Consider the following 20,956-nt stretch of genomic DNA (forward strand, 5'->3'; position numbering starts at 1 on the left):
GCAGGGCGCAGCAGAGCTTGATAGCGGAGGGGCAGAGTGCTGCGCAAATGGCCGTCATCAAACGGCTCTACAGTACCAATCCCGCCTGAACATCGACGCATCGAAAGCGACCGATAACTCGCGATCAATAACGCCCAAGCCGAGGCCAATCACCTCGGCTTTTTGACGTCTATCGCCTGGTTTCGGAGCGGAAACGTTGAAAGCGATCGGGCACGACATGGTGCATTCTCGATCGCTTTCTTCAGGTCCAATACCATCGCCTTTTCCATGAAAAGTCGAACCGTGATTCAGGGCTGTTTGCGGCTTCTGGTCATGCTGGCCAATACGCCATCCCGACGAATCAGGGCATGATAAAGCGCCGCCGCCAGGTGCAGGAGGATGAGCGCGAACAGGCTCAGCGCCAGCCAGGTATGGGCGAAGCGCAACGCACTGTAGAGCGTGGGAGATGGCGACACCAGATCCGGCAACGTGACGCCGGTGAAGAGGGTGACCGGATAACCGCCGGCCGAGAGCATGGTCCAGCCGATCAGCGGCATCGCCAACATCAATGCATACAGCGCCCAGTGAGAGAGATGGGCAGCGGCGCGCTGCCAGGGCGGCAGGTCCGCGGGCAGCGCCGGGGTGCCATATCGCCAGCGCACCAGCAGCCGCACGATGACCAGCGCGAGAATCGCGATTCCCAGCGGTTTATGCAGCTGAACGAGCCATACGTGGCGCTCGGAAACCGTGGCCACCATGCCGACGCCGACAAACAGCATCGTCAGGATCATGAGCGCCATCAGCCAGTGCAGCAGACGGGCGGGAAGGGAAAAGGTAGCGGCAGTCCGTGGATTCATGATCGTGGCTCCTGGGTCGAGGATGTCGCCGATTCGGCCTCCTCGCGAGTGCGTCGATTGTAGGACTCCGAATAGGCGGCTGAACGCGCGCTCAGCAACGGATCATCGGAGCCAGCGATACCGTCGGGCAGCACCAGCGGGTCGTAGTTGATGTCACGACAGGGGCCGTCGGCCTGGTCCTGGGCACGGTCGATGGTGACGATGCCGGCATCGATCTGGCGGCGATCCGCCGGCCAGGCCAGGGTGGCATCGTCGGTGGGGTCACCGGGATTGGCCACGGTGACGATCAGGTGCCAGCGCTGGGGCCCCTTATCCAGGCGTTCCCGCAAGTCCCGGGACAGAAAATCGGGATCCTGCTTCTGGGCCTCGGTCATCGGCGTGAAGGGCGCTTCCGGCATCAGCCCCCAGCGTACGAAGTGGGTCGTCCCGCCGGCATCGATGAAGCGGAAGGCATCGAGGCTGTTGTACTCGACGTTGACGAAGCTCGAGGAGCGCCGGGCGGTTTTCACCCATGCCAGGAATGGCTTGGTTTCCGGATGGTCGGCAAAGAAGGCCGCCATTTTCGCGGGGTCCGGCTTGCCGGTTTGCGGATCCGGCTGTGAGGCTTGCAACAGTTCCCAGAACGCCTGTGGCGTCGATACCGGGAATACCGGCATCGCGTTCATCGCGGTTCGCCACTGCTCGTCGTTCGGCAGTTGGAACTGCAGCGCGAAACTGCGTATCGGCGGCATGCCATCATTGGCGTGCGGGTCTCCCCCGGGGATCGCTAGGCGGCCGATGAGCGGGCTGACGCGTCCCGTTTCGAAAACCGTGGCGCGGGACAGGCTCTCCGCGTTGCCATTGCTCTCGAAGCTGCCCACCACGCAGTACCCCTTGGCGTGATTGCGGCGGTAGCCTTCGTGAACGCCGGCGTTGTCCTCCAGCGTATTGATCATCCGATCCGGGGTCAGCCGGCCGGGGTCCAGCCAACCGCCCACGTAGGCGAAGGCCGTCGCCAGAATGGCGATGACGAGGCCGATGATCGTGAACCTCAATATCAGTTTCGGCGGCGGTGAGGCGTTCTGGGTCATGTCTGCTCCGGGCAACGTTGCCTGAGTGGAGCGAGTAGGACGCCGCTGCCGACGCTTTATTCCCGGTCCTCGTTTTTCCCGGTCTTCATGCGTGCCTGAATCCCGGCGCCGGGAGATTGGCGATTCCCTTGACGATGAAAGGGAATAGAATTGCCGTCGGTTCGTCCTACAGCGACTTCCTTCGATACGCTGGAACCTCCATGAATCCACCCGATGACGATCAACTGCGTGAACTACTGCCCCGTTTGCGGCGCTTTGCCGTGTCGCTGACCCAGAATCCCAGCGATGCCGATGACCTGGTGCAGTCGACGCTGGAAAAGGCCATCAGCCACTGGCAGCGCCGCCGCGCCGATGGCGACCTGCGCGCCTGGCTGTTCTCGATCCTGTACCGTCAGTTCATCGACGGTCGCCGTCGCGCCGGTCGCTACGCGCGGCTCATGCAGCTGTTCACCGGCGAGCCCCAGACCAGCGCCTCGGCGGAAGATATCGTCGTGGCCAATGCCACCTGGGAGGCGTTCGATCGACTGCCTCCCGAGCATCGCGCCCTGCTCATGCTCGTCTCGGTGGAGGGGCTGAGCTACCGCGAGGTGAGCGAAACCCTGGACATTCCGATGGGTACGGTGATGTCGCGACTCTCCAGAGCGCGTCGTTCCCTGCGCGAGCTGGATGAAGGAGAACCGCGCGAGAAGCGTCCGGCACCGTCACTCAGGAGGCTCAAATGAATCCGAATCGACCTACCGAACAGCACCTGCACGCCTATCTCGACGATCAGCTGGACGCCGAGCGTCGGCAGTGGGTGGCAACCTGGCTCCAGGCCAACCCGGAACGGGCGGCGGAACTCGAGGCGTGGCGCAGGAACAGCCAACACTTGCGCGCGCGGTACGCCAATCCCGAACAGTGGCCGGCCAATGCCTCGCTCGATCCGGCCGCGATCCGGCGTCGCCAGCGGGCCGGGCAACGGCGCTGGCTGGCCACGGCCGCCATGCTGGTGATGACCCTGGGCATCGGCCTGAGCGGCGGCTGGACGATGCGCGACATGACGACTCCGGCCTCGCCACCGCCGATGGCGGATGCCGTTCAGGCCTACCGCCTGTTCACCGACAGCGTCTCGTTCGACGGGAACACGGCCATCGACGGGAACAGCGTTGTCGGCGTCAGCGATACCGCCGTCCCCGAACCAGGCGCCAATAGTCGCGAGAAGATCGTCAAGCTGTTTCAGGCCCATTTCAGTGACGGGATCATGCCCCCGGATCTCAGCGCCGCCGGCCTGGAGATGACCGACGCCCGGCTGCTGGCCACCGATCAAGGGCCTGCCGCCATGGTGGTCTATCGCGATCGGACCGGGCGCCAGATGATGATGTATATCCGCCCGCCGGGGGCGGGCCATCACATGCTGGAACCGGGCAAGCGGGTCGACGGTCAGCTCATGGCGCAGTACTGGTCGAAGGGCAACTACAACTATGCCGTCGTCAGCCGGCCGGACGACCCCAACGCCGCCATGCTGGAGCAGATGCTGCGGGAGAGTTGAGTCGTGAGGCACGGCTCATCTCGGCATCGTTTTTCTCGGCGAGCATGACTAAGTCACGGCCGCTCCAAGCGGCCAGGCGATGACGAATGCACTGCCCCCTCGCCCCGTGGGCCGGCAAATCGCCTGGCCGCCGTGTGCCTCGGCGATGGCCCTGACCACGGCCAACCCCAGGCCACTGCCGCCGCTCTTGCGCGAGCGTGAGGGGTCGCCACGGCGAAAGGCCTCGAAGATGTCGGCGGCCAGGGCGCTGTCGATGCCGGGGCCGTCGTCCTCCACGATCAGCCGGCAGTCGCCGTCGGCCTGCTCAAGGCGCACTTGCAGGGTGCCTGGATCGGCATGGCGCAGGGCGTTTTCCAGCAGCGCCATCAGCGCCTGGCGCAGACGCACCGGGTCGCACTTCACCCTCAGGTTCGCCTCGAATTCACTACGCAGGTGGAAACCCTTTTCCGCCAGTGGCGCGGCGAAGGCCTGCAGAACGCTGCCGAGTTCCTGAGCTAGATCCACCTCGGCCCGTTGCAGCTCCAGATGGCCACTGTCGTTGAGGCTCAATACCCGCAGATCCTCGATCAGCCGGTTCAGCCCTTCCACTTGGCCCAGCAGGCCCTCGAACAGCTCGCTGCTGGGCGTGAACACGCCTTCCGAAAGGCCCTGCAAGCGGCCGCGCAAAATGGTCACCGGCGTGCGGAGCTCATGGGCAATGGCGGCGTTCCAGAACTCGCGCTCGCGGGTCATGCTCTGCAGGCGCTCGGCCATGGCGTTGAAGTCGCGCACCAGCTGTGCCGTCTCGCCCATGGCCCGTTCGTCCATCCGCGCACGCGCGGTCAGCCTGCCCTGGGCCACTTCGCGCAGGCTGTACGCCACCGAATTCAATGGCGTGAGCAGGCGCCGCGACAGGCGAATGGCGAAGAACACTGCCATGCCGAGCGCGGCAACGATGGTACAGCCGATCCAGATCATCTCCACCCGCGAGGGTATCCAGGTGTCGGATATGCTTTCCGGCAGATAGGCGATGGCAATGGCGTAGAAGACATAGGAGCCGCATACGGACATCAGGATGATGCCCAGCGCCATCACCGCCAGGGACTGGATGATCTGCCGGCGCAGGCCCGGGGCACGCTTCATGGCTCGACACCGAAGCGATAACCCACGCCCCAGACACTGGTTGGCACGCCCTGAATGCCGAGGGCTTCGAGCTTCTTGCGCAACTTGCTAACGTGGCTGTCCACGGTGCGCTCCAGGGTATCGCCTTCGGGCAGGCAGCTCTCCAGCAGCTCAGTGCGGCTGAACGCCCGCTTGGGCGCGCGCATCAGGCAGGCCAGCAGCTTGAACTCGGTCAGGGTCAGCGCCAGCGGGTGCGTCTGCCCGCCCTGGCTGACGCTGGCGTGGTGGCTCTCCAGATCGATCTCGAAGGCACCGACGCGCAGCACCTGCGCGGCGGCGGGCGCGCTCGCCCGGGTGCGTCGCAGCACCGCCTCCACCCGCGCCGCCACCTCGGCCGGGTTGAAGGGCTTGACCACATAGTCGTCTGCGCCCAGGCGCAGCCCCATCAGCTTGTCGATGTCCTGATCGAGCGCGGTGAGCATGATCACCGGGGTGTCGCCCCGCGAGCGGATTTCGCTGAGCACCTTCCAGCCATCGATGAGTGGCATCTGTACGTCGAGCAGGATCAGATCCGGCTTGAGGGTCTGGTGCAGGGAGAGAGCGGCCTGGCCGTCGGCGGCGTGGCGGGTACGCAGGCCGCTGCGCTGCAGATAGGCGGCGAGAATCTCGGCGATCTCGGCTTCGTCTTCGGCGATCAGCACCAGCCCCTGGGCGGGTGCACCGGGTCGCGCTTGGGCGTCAGACATGGTCGGGCTCGATGACGGCGGCGCTCAATGTTAGCGCGCCCTCCATGCTTTCTCCATCGCCCCTCGACACCCTCTCGATAGCGCTACGTCAGACTGCCGCCACGCTCCTCGCCCGCCGCGGCGGACGGATCGAAGAGCGTGTTCACTGAGGTGGGATATGGCGAGGCGGGGAATGAACCGAAGAGATCGACAGCAGCGCACCGGAAAACCAGCAGCGTATGCCACGCCTTGCCGGCGTCACCGGTGGGGGCCGAGCCTCTGGCTGCGGCTGTCGCGGGAGCTGGGGTCGCGCGCGCTGAGGCTGGTCAGCGTCGGACGGCTGGCGCTGGCTGGCATGGCCATGGCCGGGCTGGCCGGCTGCAACCCCCACGCCGACACCTCCGCGCCCTCAGCCGCGCCGATCCCGGTTTCGGTGATGACGCTGGAAGCTCACGAGCTGTGGGTGCATGAAGCGCTGCCCGGGCGCGTGGCCGCCGTGCGCAGCGCCGAGGTGCGCGCCCAGGTCTCCGGCATCGTCAAGCGACGGCTGTTCGAGGAGGGCAGCCAGGTCGAAGCCAGCACGACGCTCTTCCAGATCGATCCGGCAACCTTCGAGGCCGAGGTCGACGTCGCCGCGGCGGCGCTGCAACGGGCCCAGGCGACGCTGACCCAGGCCCGCACCAAGGCTGAGCGTCTGACCACGCTGAGACGCAGTGAGGCGATCAGCCGCCAGGCCTACGACGACGCCATCGCGCTGCGCGATCAGGCCGCCGCGGATGTGACCCAGGCCAGAGCGACGCTGGCAAGGCGCCAGCTGGACCTGCGCTTCGCCAGCGTCGAGGCACCGATCGCCGGGCGCATCGACCAGGCAATGGTCAGCGAAGGCGCGCTGGTCTCATCCGCCGATACCACGCCCATGGCGCGCATCCAGCAGATCGATCAGGTCTACGTCGACGTGCGCCAGCCCGCCTCGCGCCTGGAGACGTTGCGCCAGCAGGCCGGCTCGGCGACGCCGGAACCGAACGTGGAGATCCTCGGCAGCGACGGCAAGCCCCTGGGCCTGCGCGGGCGCATCCTGTTCTCCGGCATCCAGGTGGATGCCGGCACCGGCGACGTGCTGCTGCGCGTGCGGGTGGACAACCCGCAGCACCGCCTGCTGCCCGGTCTCTACGTGCAGGCGCGGATTCCCCGCGCGCATTACCCCGCCGCGCTGAGCGTGCCGCAGCAGGCGGTGACCCGCACGGCGGGCCAGGCCAGCGTGTGGGTGGTCGATGGCCAGGACCAGGTACGCCAGGTACCCGTCGAACTCGGCGAGCTGGTCGCGGGCCGCTACCGCGTGGTGTCCGGGCTCAGCGCCGGGCAGCAGGTGGTCATCGAGGGCATCGAGCGCCTGAGACCCGAGACTCAGGTCGCCACGCGCCCCTGGCAGCCCGCTGCCAGCGGCGAACCCCTTAGCGCCGCCGCGCGCTGAGTTCGGAGAGATCGTCATGCCGCAGCTCTTCATCAACCGCCCGGTATTCGCCTGGGTCATCGCCCTGTTCATCGTGCTGGTCGGGGTCATCGCCATCCCGCAATTGCCCATCGCCCGCTACCCCTCGGTGGCGCCGCCCTCGGTCAGTCTCACCGCCACCTACCCGGGGGCCACGCCGCAGACCCTCAACGACTCGGTGGTGGGCCTGATCGAGCGCGAACTCTCGGGGGTCAAGAACCTGCTCTACTTCGAGTCCTCGGTGGATGCCTCGGGCAGTGCGCAGATCACCGCCACCTTCAAGCCGGGCACCAATCCCGAGCTGGCCCAGGTGGACGTGCAGAACCGCATCAGGGCGGTCGAGTCACGCCTGCCCCAGGCCGTGCGCCAGAACGGCCTGGAGGTGGAGTCGGCCGCCTCCAACTTTCTGATGATGGTCGGCATGACCTCGCCCAACGGCCAGTTTGATGAGATCGCGCTGAACGACTACCTGGCGCGCAATATCGTCCAGGAGCTGCGTCGTATCGACGGCGTGGGGCGCGTGCAGCTGTTCGGCGCCGAGCAGGCGATGCGCGTCTGGGTCGACCCGCACAAGCTCACCGCTTACGGGCTGACCATGAACGACCTGGCCCAGGCGATCGAACAGCAGAATACCCCGATCGCTCCCGGCCGGATCGGTGACGAGCCAACCGTGCAGGGCCAGCGCGTGACCGTGCCGCTGACCGTACAAGGGCAACTCTCCACCCCGGAACAGTTCGCCGCCATCGTGCTGCGCGCGAGCGCCGATGGCGCCAAGGTGGTGCTCGGCGACGTGGCCCGGGTCGAGCTGGGCGCGCAGTCCTATGGCTTTTCCAACCGCGAGAACGGGGTGGCGGCGACCAGTGCCGCCATTCAGCTCTCGCCCGGCGCCAATGCCGTGCGCACCGCATCGGCGGTGCGTGAGCGCCTGGCCGAGCTGGCGCCGAGCCTGCCGGCGGGCATGGCCTACTCGGTGCCGTTCGACACCGCGCCCTTCGTCAAGGTCTCCATCGAGAAGGTGGTCCACACCCTGTTCGAGGCCATGGCGCTGGTGTTCCTGGTGATGCTGCTGTTCCTGCAGAACCTGCGCTATACGCTGATCCCGGCCATCGTCGCCCCCATCGCGCTGCTCGGCACCTTCGCGGTGATGCTGCTGGCCGGCTTCTCGATCAACTCGCTAACCATGTTCGGCATGGTGCTGGCCATCGGCATCATCGTCGACGACGCCATCGTGGTGGTGGAGAACGTCGAGCGGCTGATGGCCACCCAGGGCCTGTCGCCAAAAGAAGCGACCATGCGGGCGATGCGGGAGATCACCGGGGCGATCATCGGTATCACCCTGGTGCTCACCGCCGTATTCATCCCCATGGCCTTCGGCAGCGGCTCGGTGGGGGTGATCTACCAGCAGTTCACCCTGTCGATGGCGGTATCGATCCTGTTCTCGGCCTTCCTCGCCCTGAGCCTGACTCCGGCGCTGTGTGCCACGCTGCTGCGCCCGGTAAGCGCGGATCATCATGCCAAGCGCGGCTTCTTCGGCGCCTTCAACCGCGGCTTCGAGCGCCTCACGGCGAACTACAGTACGCGGGTGACGCGCCTGCTCGGGCGCAGCGGGCGGATGATGGCGCTCTTCGCCGTGCTCTGCGCGGTGCTGGCCTTCGCGGCCACGAGGCTGCCGTCGTCCTTCCTGCCCGACGAGGACCAGGGCTACTTCATGACCTCCATCCAGTTGCCCACCGGCGCCACCAGCGAACGCACGCTGGAAGTGGTCAAGGCCTACGAGGCGCACGTGGCCACGCGCCCGGCGCTGGATGCCAATCTGGTAGTGCTGGGCTTCAGTTTCTCCGGCTCCGGCCCCAACGCGGCCATCGCCTTCACCATGCTCAAGGAGTGGGATCAGCGCGACGGCGCCACCGCCGCCGAGGAAGCCGAGCTGGCGCAGCAGGCCATGGCGGACAACGTCGAGGGTACGGTGATGAGCCTGATGCCGCCGGCGATCGACGAGCTGGGTACGTCATCCGGTTTCAGCCTGTTCCTGCAGGATCGCGCCAACCGGGGCGAGGCCGCGCTGATGGACGCCCAGGCGCAGCTGACGGCACTGGCCGCACAGAGCAAGCTCGTCAGCGATGTCTACCCCGATGGCCTGCCCCCCGGCGAGAGCATCCGTCTGGAGATCGACCGCCAGAAGGCCGAAGCCATGGGGCTGTCCTTCGCCGCCGTGAGCAACACGCTGTCGGCGGCCATGGGCTCGCTCTACGTCAACGACTTCCCCAATGCCGGGCGCATGCAGCAGGTGATCGTGCAGGCCGACGCCCCGGCGCGCATGCAGCTCGACGACGTGCTCGGCCTGCGCGTGCGTAACGCCAGCGGCGGCATGGTGGCGCTGCGCGAGGTGGTGACGCCGGTATGGGGTGAGATGCCGCAGCAGATGCTGCGCTTCCAGGGCTTTCCCGCCGTGCGCATCGCCGGGGGCGCCGCGCCGGGTGTTTCCAGCGGTGCGGCGATGGCCGAGATGGAGCGCCTGGTGGCGCAGTTGCCACCGGGCTACGCCGTGGCCTGGACCGGGCAGTCGCTGCAGGAGCGCCAGTCGGCGGCGCAGGCGCCAATGCTGATGGCGCTCTCGGCGCTGGTGGTGTTCCTGGTGCTGGCGGCGCTCTACGAGAGCTGGTCGATCCCGCTGTCGGTGATGCTGGTGGTACCGCTGGGCCTGCTCGGCGCGGTAGCCGCGGTGATGCTGCGCGGCCTGCCCAACGATGTGTTCTTCAAGGTGGGGATCATCACCCTCATCGGCCTGTCGGCGAAGAACGCCATCCTGATCGTCGAGTTCGCCCGCCGGCTGCACGCCGAAGGCCGCCCGCTGGTGGAATCCGCCATGACCGCCGCACGCTTGCGCCTGCGCCCGATCCTGATGACCTCGCTGGCCTTCACCCTCGGCGTGGTGCCGTTGATGCTGGCCTCCGGCGCCAGCGCCGAAACCCAGCACGCCATCGGCACCGGCGTGTTCGGCGGCATGCTCAGCGGCACCCTGCTGGCAGTGTTCTTCGTACCGGCGTTCTTCGTCTTCGTCATCGGCACCCAGGAACGCTTCAGCGCCTGGCGCGCACGGCGTCGCCGCGGGTCCTGACACGTCCCGGCACTCTCTCACGCCCGACAATGGAGGAGCGCGATGTCACGGTTGCCCACCATTCCCCGCCGCTGGCTGATCCTGCTGGCGGTGATGCTGGCTTTCCTGCCGGTGGTCATCGACATGACCATCCTGCATATCGCCGTGCCCTCGCTGACCCTGGCGCTCGGCGCCTCGGCCACCGAGGTGCTGTGGATCATCGACATCTATCCGCTGCTGATGGCGGGCCTGCTGGTGCCGATGGGTACCCTGGCCGACCGAGTCGGCAACCGCCGCGTGCTGCTCGGCGGTCTGGTGGTATTCGGCCTCGCCTCGCTACTGGCCGCCTTCGCCCCGACACCCGCCATGCTGATCGGGACACGGGCACTGCTCGCCCTCGGCGGTTCGATGATCATGCCGTGCGTGCTGGGTATCATCCGCCGCACCTTCGAGGACCACAACGAACGCGCCATGGCGCTGGGCCTCTGGGGCACGGTGGGCGCAGCCGGCGCGGCGCTGGGGCCACTGATCGGCGGTGCCCTGCTGGAGCATTTCTGGTGGGGCTCGGCCTTTCTGATCAACGTACCGATCATGCTGGCCGTCATCCCGCTGGTCTTTATCCTGCTGCCACTGACAGAAGAAACGACACCGCGTCAGTGGGCTCCCTGGCAGGCCGTATTGCTCATCGCAGGCATGCTCGCGCTGGTATACGGCATCAAGGCGGCTTTCGGCGCGTCACAGCCGCTGTACATGGGACTCTCAGTGGCGCTGCTTGGCCTCGGCCTGCTGCTGGTCTTCGTACGCTTGCAGCTGCGCGCACCGGAGCCCTTGCTCGACCTGTCGCTATTCTCGCGCCCGCCGATCCTGGCCGGCATCATCATGGCCGTGGTGGCGAGTGGCGCACTGGCCGGCGTCGAACTGACGCTGGCACAGGAGCTGCAGTACGTCCTGGATAGAACGCCGTTGCAAGCCGGCATCTTCATGATCCCGATCATGGCCGCGGCCGCTCTCGGTGGCCCGGTCGCCGGCTACCTTTCCAACCTGTTCGGCCTGCGCCTGGTCGCCAGCCTGTCACTGGCGATTGCCGCAGCAGCCCTGGCATGCCTGGCCCGTTCCGACTTCGAGCATCCGGGGCTGACGGTCCCCCTGATGTTGGCACTCCTTGGCCTGGCCCTGAGCATCGGCCTGACGGCCTCGTCCATCGCCATCATGAGCTCGGTAGCGTCCAGCCAGGGCGGAGCGGCGGGTTCGTTGGAAGCCACGGCATACGAACTCGGCAGCGGACTGGGAATCACGCTGTTCGGTGTGTTCCTGTCCAGCGTGTACAGTCGCACCATCGTGCTGGTGCCCGACATCCCGTCGTCTCAGGTCGAGCGCGCGGCGCGCTCCATCGGTGACAGCTATGTGGTCGCCCGGGACCTCGCCGAGCCTCAGGCAGAAGCACTGATCGCGGCAGGCAAAACTGCCTTCTCGTCCAGCCATTCGATCCTGTTGATGACCGCCGCCGCCCTGCTCGCCGCCCTTTCCATTCTGGTGATCTACTTGCTCAGACAGGATTCAACGCCTCAGGAGTACTGATTCACGAGGAGGAGTCGATAGCGGCAAGCGGACCCCGGTCCTACCACAACGTCGGCGACGACGCGGACAAGGAAGGCCCGGTCATGTCTCCACCGCCTTCAACCGGGGACGAGGTGCCTGAGTTTCAAGCGTCTCGCAATACCAGTCGACGAACTGGGCGACGCCGCTTTCCTGGGCCATGGAGTAGGGTCCGGGCTCGTAGCCCAGGGACTGGATGCCCTGCTGGTTGTTCTCCACGACTTCGCGGTCCTCGTCGTTGGTGTGAATCCAGACTTCGGTCAGCCGGTCGAGATCGTAATCGACGCCCTCCACGGCATCCTTGTGAACCAGCCAGGTAGTGGTGACTTCGGTCTCGGTGGCACTGATCGGGTTGATCCGGAACGTCATCGACTGATCGGGCAGGAAGTGCGACCACGTCGAAGGGTAGTGGAATTTCATCAGCGTACCCGCGTCGGCGGGACTCACCCGGCCGAGCGAGTACGCCACCGCCGGCCTGCCATCGAGGGTGTAGCTCACCGCGCCCGCCTGCAGCGGCATCCGCGCCAGCCGATACTGGCCACTGTCGGCGATGCGAAACCGCGATGGCGAGCCCGCGGCCTCGCAGCGCTCGAAGTGGGCCATGAGCCGCTCGGGTATCGTGCCGTCCGGCCGCACGCCGGCAATATCGGGATCGGGAGAGAAGGAGTGGCACAGCGACGGGTGGTTGCCGTCACAGTGATAACACTCGCGATTGTTCTCCCACACCAGCTTCCAATTGGCCTTCTCGACGATGGTCGAGACGTGGGCCACCTTGGCCTGATCGAGATCGTGAACCTGCAGGTAGGGAGCCGCCAGCGAGGCGAAGGCGTCGAAGTCCGGCGCCTCGTCCGCCAGGCAGATATAGATCAGCCCGCACAGCTCACGGCAGTGGACAGGCTTGAGACCATGCGAGGCCGGATCGAAGTCGGGCCCCATGTCACGGGCCCAGAGCAGCCTGCCGTCGAGTTCGTAGGTCCACTGGTGGTAGGGGCAGACGAGCTTGGCCACGTGGCCCTCGCCCGCCTTGCAGAGCACCGAGCCGCGATGACGACAACTGTTGTGGAACGCACGGATGGCACCATCCTGGCCGCGCACGATCAGCACACCGGCGTTGCCGACCCACTGGCTGACATAGCTGCCCGGTTTGGCCAACTGGCAGGCTGGGATCGCGTAGAGCCAGTGTCGATGGAATAGGCGCTCCAGATCGATCCGGAAAATATCCTCGTCGGTATAGAAAGGTTGCGCCAGCGAGTAGCCGGAGCGGCGGCGAGCCAGCAGGTCGTCTAGTTCGGAAGTCGATATTGGCATTGTGGAAGACCCTCGTGTTGGCTCCGTCGAGCCCCTGACGTAGGCATGGTGCAGGTACCCTGAACCTCGAGTCGCGACTGCAGCAGCCACCCTGGCCGGCGACGCCGGCGGTGCTCACAGATCCTTGACCAGACGCAGGGCGTCATAGATCGCGGCGTGGGTATTGCGGTGCGAGATCGCATCGCCGATCCGGAACAGCTGGAAGCCCGCCCCGGTGTCGTCCGACGCGACGATCGGTTGCGGATCGCCGACGATCAGCTTGTCGTAGTCGACCATGCCCTGGTTGTTCGACAGCGGCTTGAGCGACTCGTAGAGATCGTCCATGGGCAGGGTGCCGAAGTTGACCACCACCTGGTCGACGCGGCGCTCCTTGCCGACGCGGGTGTAGTCGCTCTCCACCGACGCCACCAGCTCGTCGCCCTCGCGCCGCAGCGCGACCAGGCGGAAGGTCGGCGTGAAGGTGGTGTCGAGCACCTGCAGCGTGCGCATGTAGGGCACCAGGTTCATCGCCATCACCTCGGGCGCCAGCGCGCGATCCGCGGTCATGTACTCGACCCGAGCCCCGCTCCTGGCGATGACCTCGGCCGCCTGCAGCGCGGTATGGTCGCCGGCGTCGTCGTAGACCAGCACGTTGCGTCCCGGCGTGGCATGCCCCGAGAGGATGTCCCAGCCGGTCACCGCCAGTTCGTTGCCCTGCGCCAGCGCTTCCTCGTTGGGCAGGCCGCCGGTGGCGACGATGACCACGTCCGGCGACTCCGCCACCACTTCCTCCTGCTCGGCGAAGACGTTGAAGTGGAAGGTGACGCCCAGCGCCTGGCAGCGCTCGTAACGCCAGTCGATGATGCCCATCATCTCGCGCCGGCGCTCGCTCTGGGCGGTGAGCCGGACCTGCCCGCCCGGCGCGTCGGCCGCTTCGAACACCACCACTTCGTGGCCGCGCTCGGCGGCGACCCGGGCCGCTTCCATTCCCCCGGGGCCGGTTCCCACCACCACGACCTTACGCCTGATCTCGGCCGGCGCGATGGTATGCGGCATGGTCGTCTCGCGGCCGGTGGCCGGATTGTGGATGCAGTAGGCCGCACCGCCCTGGTAGATGCGGTCGAGGCAGTAGTTGGCGCCGACGCAGGGCCGGATCTCCTCCTCGCGCCCCTCGATCACCTTGCGCATCAGGTGCGGGTCGGCCATGTGCGCGCGGGTCATGCCGATCATGTCCACCTTGCCGGAAGCGATGGCGTGGCGCGCGGTGGCGACGTCCTGGATCTTGGCGCCGTGGAAGGTGGGAAAATCCACCTCGCGCTTGATGTCGCCGGCGAAGTCGAGATGCGGCGCGCTGGGCATGCCCTGGATGGGGATGACATCGGTGAGTCCCGGGTCGGTATCGATGTGCCCCTTGACTACGTTGAGGAAGTCGACCAGCCCGCTCCGCTTGAGCCGCTTCGAAATCTCCATGCCGTCGCGGGCGTCGAAACCGCCGGGCAGGCACTCGTCACCGGTGTAACGCACGCCGAGCAGGAAATCCTCGCCGACACGCCGGCGGATCGCCTCGAGCACCTCGAAGGTGAAGCGCAGACGATTGTCCAGACTGCCGCCGTAGGGACCCTCGAGTTCGTTGGTCAGCGGCGACCAGAACTGATCCATCAGGTGGCCGTAGGCCTGGATCTCGAGGCCGTCGAGCCCCGCGGCGCGCATCCGCTCGGCGGCGTCGGCGTAGTCGCGGATCAGGCGCTCGATATCCCAGATCTCGGCCTTCTTGGGATAGGCGCGATGGGACGCCTCGCGGCGGTTGGAGGCCGATACCACCGGCAGCCAGTCCCCCTTGTCCCAGCGCGTGCGCCGGCCCAGATGCGTCAACTGGATCATCACCGCCGTGCCGTGCTCGTGGCAGGCGTCGGTCAGTTCGCGCATCCACGGCACCACCTCGTCCTGGTAGGCGAGGATGTTGTTGAACACCGGCGGGCTGTCCCGCGATACCGCCGCGGAGCCGGCGGTCATGGTCAGCGCCACGCCGGCCTTGGCGCGCTCGACGTGATAGGCCCGGTAGAGCGCCTTGGGCATGCCGTCCTCGGGATAGGCGGGCTCGTGGGAGGTCAGCATGACGCGGTTCTTGAGCGTCAGGTTCTTGAGCGTCAGCGGCTGCAGCAGCGGATCGTTCTTCACGGTCGGGCACCCTTGTTGTTGTGGGGTTGACATCACGCTAGCGCTCGCTGTACACCAGTGTCAATTGGCATGACACCGGCGTACACAAAAGGTCTAAGGGCTCTGTTAACCTCGCTGTCCTGCCCATCGCTAACAAGGATCCGACGTGAAAGACGATCTCGCCAACAACCAGAGAGCCTGGATCGATGCGGCCTACGAGCTGCTCGTCAATGCCGGCGTCGGCGCGGTCAAGATCGTACCGCTGGCCAGGAAGCTGAACACCTCGCGCACCAGCTTCTACTGGCTGTTCAAGGATCGCGAGGAGATCCTGGCGGCGCTGCTGGCGCGCTGGGAGAGCCAGAACACCCGGGCCGTCATCGACCAGAGCGAGCGCTACGCCGCCTCGATCGTCGAGGCCACGCTCAACGTGTTCGACTGCTGGTTCGATCCCGCGGTGTTCGATTCCGAATTCGAATACGCCGTGCGCAGCTGGAGCCTGCAGGATCCGGCGGTGGCCGAGCGCGTGCAGCGCGCCGATGCCGAGCGTCTGGCCGCGATCCAGGCGATGTTCTCGCGCTTCGGCTACCCCGCGCTGGAGGCGGACACCCGCGCAAGGACCGTCTACCTGCTCCAGATCGGTTACATCTCCATGCACGTACAGGAGAGCAAGGACACCCGCATCAGCCGCGTCGCCGAGTACGTTCGCATCTTCACCGGCCAGCCCTGCACCGAGAGCGATCTGGCCCGTTTCGCCGCCCGCCACCGCACGCGGTTTCCCGCCGAGGAACTCGCCGCCGCACGACAGGAGGTAGCCGATGGCTCACCGACCGACGCTCGGCATCCTGGGCGGTAACGGCTGGCTGGGCGGCGCGTTCGGGCGTGCCCTGCTGACGCGCGGCCTGCTCTCCCCGGATCGGCTGGCGGTCACCTCCAGCCGCCATGGCGACCGCTACGCCGACTGGCCCGATGTCGTCCGCATCGAGAGCCCCGAGGCGTTGCTCGACCGCGCCGATATCGTCGTCCTCGCGTTGCGCCCAGCGCAGTTCGCCACGCTGACGCTCTCTCTCGAATCCCACCTGGTGATTTCGCTGATGGCGCAGGTGTCGCTCGCCGAGCTCGCCCGCGCCACCGGTGCCACGCGCCTGGTTCGCGCCATGCCCAATGCCGCCGCCGAGATCGGCCGCTCCTATACACCATGGGTAGCCGACACGGCGGTGAATGCCGACGAGCGGCGTCTGGTCGGCGACCTGCTCGCCGCCTGCGGCCCCGTCGACGAGGTCGGCGACGAGCACCAGCTCGACTACCTGACCGCACTCACCGGCAGCGGCCCCGCCTTTCCCGCCCTGCTGGCGGCCAGCCTGATCGAGCACGCTCTGGATCAGGGGCTGCCCGAGGCGCTGGCGCGGCGTGCCGTGGTCGAGAGTCTGGCGGGTAGCCTGGCGCTGATCCGCCAGACCGATACCGACCCCGGCGCGATCGTCGACCGCTTTCTCGCCTACGGCGGCATCACCACGCTAGGACTGGAGTCCATGGTCGACCACGGTTTCCGCGACGCGGTGAAAGAGGGTGTCGGTGCGGCCCATCGCGGCGCGCTCGAGGGCCGTCCTTCGAGTGGGTAGTGCACAGAAAGAACGATAATCCAAGCGGCGACGGTGACAGTCGAACAAAGACGCCAAGAGCCGCTCCACACAGGAGTTCCCCGCATGACGAACAACGATAACGCGGTCGTCGTCGCGACCTTCGTGCTCTACTTTCTGGTGATGCTGATCATCGGCTACGCCGCCTGGAAGCGCTCTTCGGATTTCTCCGACTATGTGCTCGGCGGGCGCTCGCTGGGCCCGTTCGCCACCGCCATCTCGGCCGGCGCCTCGGAGATGTCCGGCTGGCTGATGGTGGCGATGCCGGGTGCAGCCTACCTGTCCGGGCTCTCCGCGTTCTGGATCGCCGCCGGGCTGCTCGCGGGTTCGCTGCTCAACTGGCTGCTGGTCGCCCAGCGCCTGCGCGTCTACAGTTTCGTCGCCAACGATGCCCTGACCATCCCCGAGTTCCTGGCCGAGCGCTTCCAGCGCCACACCGGCGGGCTGCGTCTGGTCGCCTCCATCTTCATCATCGTCTTCTACCTGTTCTACACCAGCTCCGGGCTCGTCGCCGGCGGCAAGCTGCTCAATACCGTGTTCGGCATGAACTACGAGCTGGCGGTGGTGGTCGGCCTGCTGGCGATCGTCTCCTACACCTTCTTCGGCGGCTACCTGGCGGTCTCCTGGACCGACGTGCTGCAGGGCATCATGATGCTGCTGGCGCTGGTCGCGGTGCCGGTGGCGGCGGTAATGGAACTCGGTGGCGTCACGGCCTCGCTCGAGTCGGTGCGTGAGGCATCGCCGATGCTGTTGCGCTGGTTCACCGACGCCGCCAGCGGCGAGACGCTGGGCTGGATCGTCGTCGCCAGCTCGCTGGCCTGGGGCCTTGGCTACTTCGGCCAGCCGCACTCGCTGGCGCGTTTCGCCGGCATCGACGACCATCGCCACATCCCCCGGGCCCGTCTGCTCTCGGTGAGCTGGACCGGGATCGGTCTGGTCTGCGCGCTGGCGATCGGCGTGCTCGGGCACGGTTTCTTCCCCGCCGGGCTCGACGACCAGGAGCGTATTTTCATGTTCATGGTCGACATCCTCTTCAATCCGGTGGTCGCCGGCGTGCTGCTGACCGCCATTCTCGCCGCAGTGATGTCCACCGCGGACTCCCAGTTGCTGATCTGCTCCTCGACCATCGCCGACGATCTCTACAAGGCGATGTTCCGCCAGCATGCCTCGCAGCGCGAACTGCTGCGGGTCGGGCGGCTCGCCGTGCTCGGCGTTTCCGCCATCGCCCTGCTGCTGGCTCTCGCCCCCGACTCCAACGTACTGGGGCTGGTCTCCTACGCCTGGGCCGGATTCGGTGCCAGCTTCGGCCCCACGCTGCTGCTGGCGCTCTACTGGAAGCGCATGAATCAGTGGGGCGCGCTGGCCGGAATCATCGTCGGTGGGGTGACCGTGATCGTGTGGTCGGCGCTCCACGGCGGCCTCTTCGATCTCTACGAGATCCTGCCCGGGTTCCTGTTCTCGCTGATCGCCATCGTCGTCGTCTCGCTGGCCACGGCGGCCCCCCACGACGCCGTGGCGCGCCAGTTCGAGACGATGGAGGCGGAGCTGGCCCGACCCGAGCCGGCCATTGCCCGTTGAGGCGCGGGCGTCGCTGCGAGTTCGGACTAAGCGAAGACGATCGCGATCAGGCGGGCTCAGGGGTCTTCTTGTTGTCGCCGAGGGTCACCCCGGGCAGATCCCCGGTCATGGTCTCCTGCGGCTGGTAGTGGATCACCGAGCGGATCGCATCGCCGCGATGGAGCAGGTCGAACGCCGTATTGATGCGATCGTGCGTCATGTTGTGGGTGATGTAGGGGTCGACATCGAAGCGCCCCGAGAGCCACTCGTCGACCATGCCCGGCAGCTCCGAACGGCCCAGCACGCCACCGAAGGCGCTGCCGCGCCAGACCCGCCCGGTGACCAGCTGGAACGGCCGCGTGGCGATCTCCTCGCCGGCGCCGGCGACGCCGATGATGATGCTCTCGCCCCAGCCCTTGTGGCAGCACTCCAGCGCCGCGCGCATCAGGCGCACGTTGCCGACACACTCGAAGGAGAAGTCGACGCCGCCGTTGGTCATGTCGATGACCACCTCGTGCAGCGGCTCGGGGTGCTCGTTCGGGTCGAGGCACTCGGTGGCGCCCAGCGACTCGGCCAGGGCGAACTTGGCCGAGTTGATGTCGATACCGATGATCCGACCCGCCCCCTGCAGCTTGGCACCCTGGATCACCGCCATGCCCACCGCGCCGAGGCCGAACACGGCGACGGTATCCCCCGGCTGCACCTTGGCGGTGTTGCGCACCGCGCCGATACCGGTGGGCACCGCGCAGCCCATCACGCACGCCTTGGACAGCGGCGCCTCCGGGTTGATCTTGGCCACCGCGATCTCCGGCAGCACGGTGTACTCGCTGAAGGTGCTGGTGCCCATGTAGTGGCGCAGCATCTTGCCCTTGTAGGAGAAGCGGCTGGTGCCATCCGGCATCAACCCCTGCCCCTGGGTCTTGCGGATCGTCTGGCACAGGTTGGTCTTGCCGGACTGGATGTAGGGGCAGTCGGGATCTTCCGGGGTATAGAGCGGGATGATGTGATCGCCCGGCTTGACCGAGGTCACGCCCTTGCCGATCTCCTCGACAATCCCCACGCCCTCGTGCCCCAGCACGCAGGGGAATAGCCCTTCGGGATCGCGCCCCGAGAGCGTGAACATATCGGTGTGGCAGAGGCTGGTAGTGACGATTCGAACCAGCACCTCGCCCGACTTCGGCCCCTCGAGGTCGATCTCTTCGATCTCCAGCGGGCGATTCGGCTCCCAGGCAATGGCGGCGCGCGTTTTCATGAGGACCTCCGACAACGGAAAAGTGAGGCAAGGTCGCGGTGACCCTGAGTCGTGACTTTGAATAGCGACGTTGAGTCGAGACTTTGCGTCGTGACCTTGAAGGCGTCACGCCGGCGGGCCGACACGCTACACTCGTGACGATACCGACACGACTGATTTAAGGTACGTTATAACATAACAATTAAAACGCACTATCGGTTTCCGACAGAAAGCTTTCCACCGACGACACTCACCTGACCCCTGGTCCGCCTGCCATGCCCAAGACCGCGACGACCCCCATCCCCGTCACCCTGCTGACCGGATTTCTCGGCAGCGGCAAGACCACGCTGCTCAATCGTCTGGTGCGCCAGCCCGACATGGACCGCACCCTGGTGATCATCAACGAGTTCGGCGAGATCGGGCTCGATCACCGCCTGTTCAGCGCCACCGACGAGACCGAGGTGGTGGCGCTGGAGAGCGGCTGCCTGTGCTGCACCATTCGCGGCGACCTCGCCCGCACGCTGCGCGATGCGCCCTGGCGCTATGCCCGGGAGGGCCGGCGCCAGTTCGACCGCGTGGTGATCGAGACCACCGGTCTGGCCGATCCGGCGCCGATTCTGCACACCCTGATGACCGAGCCCAGGCTGGTCGGCCAGTACCGGCTCGATGGCATCGTCACCACCGTCGATGCCGTCCACGGCAGCGCCACCCTCGACCAGCACGCGGAAGCGATCAAGCAGGCCGCCGTGGCCGACCGCCTGCTGCTGACCAAGGCCGACCTGGTACCTCTAGAGGCGCTGGCGGCACTCGCCCGGCGCCTGGGCGAGATCAATCCGGGGGCCGGCCAGCGCCATATCGTCCAGGGTGAGATCGAAGCCGCCGCCTTGACCGGGCTGGGGCTGATGGGAGGAGACGGCACCCGCCCCGATCTCGCCCGCTGGATCGATGCCTACGCCCAGCCGCCGAGCCTGGCCGGGCTGGCCTTCAGCACGGGCCCCGCGGGTGCCGGGCCACTGCTCACGCCGGCAGGCAGCGACGCATCCGATCCCACGCGCGATCCCAACCGCCACGACGACCGCATTCGCGCCCACTGCTTCACCCTGGAAGCCCCGATCGAACTCGGCCGCCTCGAAGCCTGGCTCGAGCTGATGACGGCGCTGATGGGCGAGAACATGCTGCGCATCAAGGGCATCCTCAACCTCGCCGGGCGCGAGCGCCCCACCGTGATTCACGGCGTACAGCACATCTTCCACCCGCCGTTGGAGCTCGACGCCTGGCCCGACGCCGACCGCCGCTCGCGACTGGTGTTCATCACCCGCGATATCCCGCGCGAGTCGCTGGAGAGCGTACTGGTGGCAGTGAGCTAAAGACGCCTCGCGGTATCGATATCGTCTCGATGCCGGAGGTGTTCTCGTCTCACGCCTGTCGCCAGCCAATACCCGAGGAATGGTTAACCATTAGTCTCAGCCTGGCCGCATTCGGTTATTCAGATCAGCCCCCGACACGAGCTTACCGTGGGATGCCAGGCGACTCCCACCGCCTCCATAATCTCTTGATAGAAAGCGTATTTTTCAGCCACTAGACAAGTTTTTCTCCTATTTCGATCTTGGGTAAGTCTAGTGGCTAGCGCTCTGTGATTGCGTTT

General features: G+C 66.6%; 16 protein-coding genes. 9 read left to right on the top strand and 7 right to left on the bottom strand.

Translation table 11 applies throughout. From position 1 onward, the window contains the following. Positions 1–287: 287 nt before the first annotated feature. Complete coding sequence (locus Q0602_RS01560) at positions 288–836, bottom strand: cytochrome b (protein ID WP_298837872.1); 549 nt, start codon at positions 834–836, stop codon at positions 288–290. Further along, a complete protein-coding gene (locus Q0602_RS01565; protein WP_298837875.1) occupies positions 833–1,906 on the bottom strand; it encodes a catalase family peroxidase in 1,074 nt (357 codons plus the stop codon). Before Q0602_RS01565 ends, Q0602_RS01560 begins: the two co-directional genes overlap by 4 nt. Positions 1,907–2,106: 200 nt before the next feature. Between Q0602_RS01565 and Q0602_RS01570 the strand changes: the two genes are divergently transcribed. Continuing rightward, positions 2,107–2,628, top strand: coding sequence for a sigma-70 family RNA polymerase sigma factor (locus Q0602_RS01570; RefSeq protein ID WP_295038781.1), 522 nt, complete (start codon positions 2,107–2,109; stop codon positions 2,626–2,628). Next, a complete protein-coding gene (locus Q0602_RS01575) occupies positions 2,625–3,434 on the top strand; it encodes a hypothetical protein (RefSeq protein ID WP_298837878.1) in 810 nt (269 codons plus the stop codon). The genes Q0602_RS01570 and Q0602_RS01575 overlap by 4 nt, the downstream gene beginning before the upstream one ends. Before the next feature lie 48 nt (positions 3,435–3,482). Here Q0602_RS01575 and Q0602_RS01580 read toward each other — a convergent pair whose 3' ends face one another. Continuing rightward, positions 3,483–4,556, bottom strand: a complete 1,074-nt coding sequence (locus Q0602_RS01580) for an ATP-binding protein (RefSeq protein WP_298837882.1) — start codon at positions 4,554–4,556, stop codon at positions 3,483–3,485. After that, positions 4,553–5,281: a response regulator gene (locus Q0602_RS01585; RefSeq protein WP_298837887.1), complete on the bottom strand. Its 729-nt coding sequence runs from the start codon at positions 5,279–5,281 to the stop codon at positions 4,553–4,555. Before Q0602_RS01585 ends, Q0602_RS01580 begins: the two co-directional genes overlap by 4 nt. 172 nt (positions 5,282–5,453) lie before the next feature. On the opposite strand from Q0602_RS01585, the gene Q0602_RS01590 reads away from it, so the two are divergent. From Q0602_RS01590 to Q0602_RS01600, 3 genes are read left to right on the top strand one after another with little or no spacing between them, the layout of a single operon-like run. Beyond that, the gene (locus Q0602_RS01590; RefSeq protein ID WP_298837890.1) at positions 5,454–6,731 is read left to right on the top strand and encodes an efflux RND transporter periplasmic adaptor subunit; all 1,278 of its coding nucleotides are present in this window, start codon (positions 5,454–5,456) and stop codon (positions 6,729–6,731) included. Positions 6,732–6,747: 16 nt separating this feature from the next. Beyond that, the gene (locus tag Q0602_RS01595) at positions 6,748–9,867 is read left to right on the top strand and encodes a multidrug efflux RND transporter permease subunit (protein WP_298837894.1); all 3,120 of its coding nucleotides are present in this window, start codon (positions 6,748–6,750) and stop codon (positions 9,865–9,867) included. Between the two features lie 42 nt (positions 9,868–9,909). Further along, on the top strand, positions 9,910–11,424 hold the full coding sequence (locus Q0602_RS01600) for an MFS transporter (RefSeq protein WP_298837899.1): 1,515 nt from the start codon (positions 9,910–9,912) through the stop codon (positions 11,422–11,424). A gap of 81 nt (positions 11,425–11,505) precedes the next feature. Here the strand turns inward: Q0602_RS01600 and Q0602_RS01605 are convergent, their stop codons facing one another. Both Q0602_RS01605 and Q0602_RS01610 read right to left on the bottom strand, forming a co-directional pair. Next, complete coding sequence (locus tag Q0602_RS01605) at positions 11,506–12,750, bottom strand: aromatic ring-hydroxylating dioxygenase subunit alpha (RefSeq protein WP_298837902.1); 1,245 nt, start codon at positions 12,748–12,750, stop codon at positions 11,506–11,508. Between the two features lie 114 nt (positions 12,751–12,864). After that, positions 12,865–14,907 (bottom strand): NADH:flavin oxidoreductase, encoded by a 2,043-nt coding sequence (locus tag Q0602_RS01610; protein WP_298837905.1) that lies wholly within the window; start codon positions 14,905–14,907, stop codon positions 12,865–12,867. Positions 14,908–15,052: 145 nt separating this feature from the next. Between Q0602_RS01610 and Q0602_RS01615 the strand changes: the two genes are divergently transcribed. The 3 genes from Q0602_RS01615 to putP all read left to right on the top strand — a co-directional run bounded on the left by Q0602_RS01615 (position 15,053) and on the right by putP (position 18,101). Next, on the top strand, positions 15,053–15,739 hold the full coding sequence (locus Q0602_RS01615; protein ID WP_298837907.1) for a TetR/AcrR family transcriptional regulator: 687 nt from the start codon (positions 15,053–15,055) through the stop codon (positions 15,737–15,739). Further along, positions 15,702–16,505 carry a pyrroline-5-carboxylate reductase dimerization domain-containing protein gene (locus Q0602_RS01620; protein WP_298837909.1) on the top strand — a complete coding sequence of 268 codons (804 nt, stop codon included), beginning with the start codon at positions 15,702–15,704 and terminating at the stop codon, positions 16,503–16,505. The genes Q0602_RS01615 and Q0602_RS01620 overlap by 38 nt, the downstream gene beginning before the upstream one ends. Positions 16,506–16,589: 84 nt before the next feature. Further along, a complete protein-coding gene (gene putP, locus Q0602_RS01625; RefSeq protein ID WP_298837912.1) occupies positions 16,590–18,101 on the top strand; it encodes a sodium/proline symporter PutP in 1,512 nt (503 codons plus the stop codon). A gap of 46 nt (positions 18,102–18,147) precedes the next feature. On the opposite strand, the gene Q0602_RS01630 is transcribed toward putP, so the two are convergent. After that, on the bottom strand, positions 18,148–19,332 hold the full coding sequence (locus tag Q0602_RS01630) for an S-(hydroxymethyl)glutathione dehydrogenase/class III alcohol dehydrogenase (RefSeq protein WP_298837914.1): 1,185 nt from the start codon (positions 19,330–19,332) through the stop codon (positions 18,148–18,150). Between the two features lie 254 nt (positions 19,333–19,586). On the opposite strand from Q0602_RS01630, the gene Q0602_RS01635 reads away from it, so the two are divergent. Beyond that, positions 19,587–20,678: a GTP-binding protein gene (locus Q0602_RS01635; RefSeq protein ID WP_298837917.1), complete on the top strand. Its 1,092-nt coding sequence runs from the start codon at positions 19,587–19,589 to the stop codon at positions 20,676–20,678. The last annotated feature ends 278 nt before the right edge of the window (positions 20,679–20,956 follow it).

Origin of the sequence: uncultured Salinicola sp. (genome assembly GCF_937921195.1) — a bacterium.
Taxonomy (GTDB): Bacteria; Pseudomonadota; Gammaproteobacteria; order Pseudomonadales; family Halomonadaceae; genus Salinicola.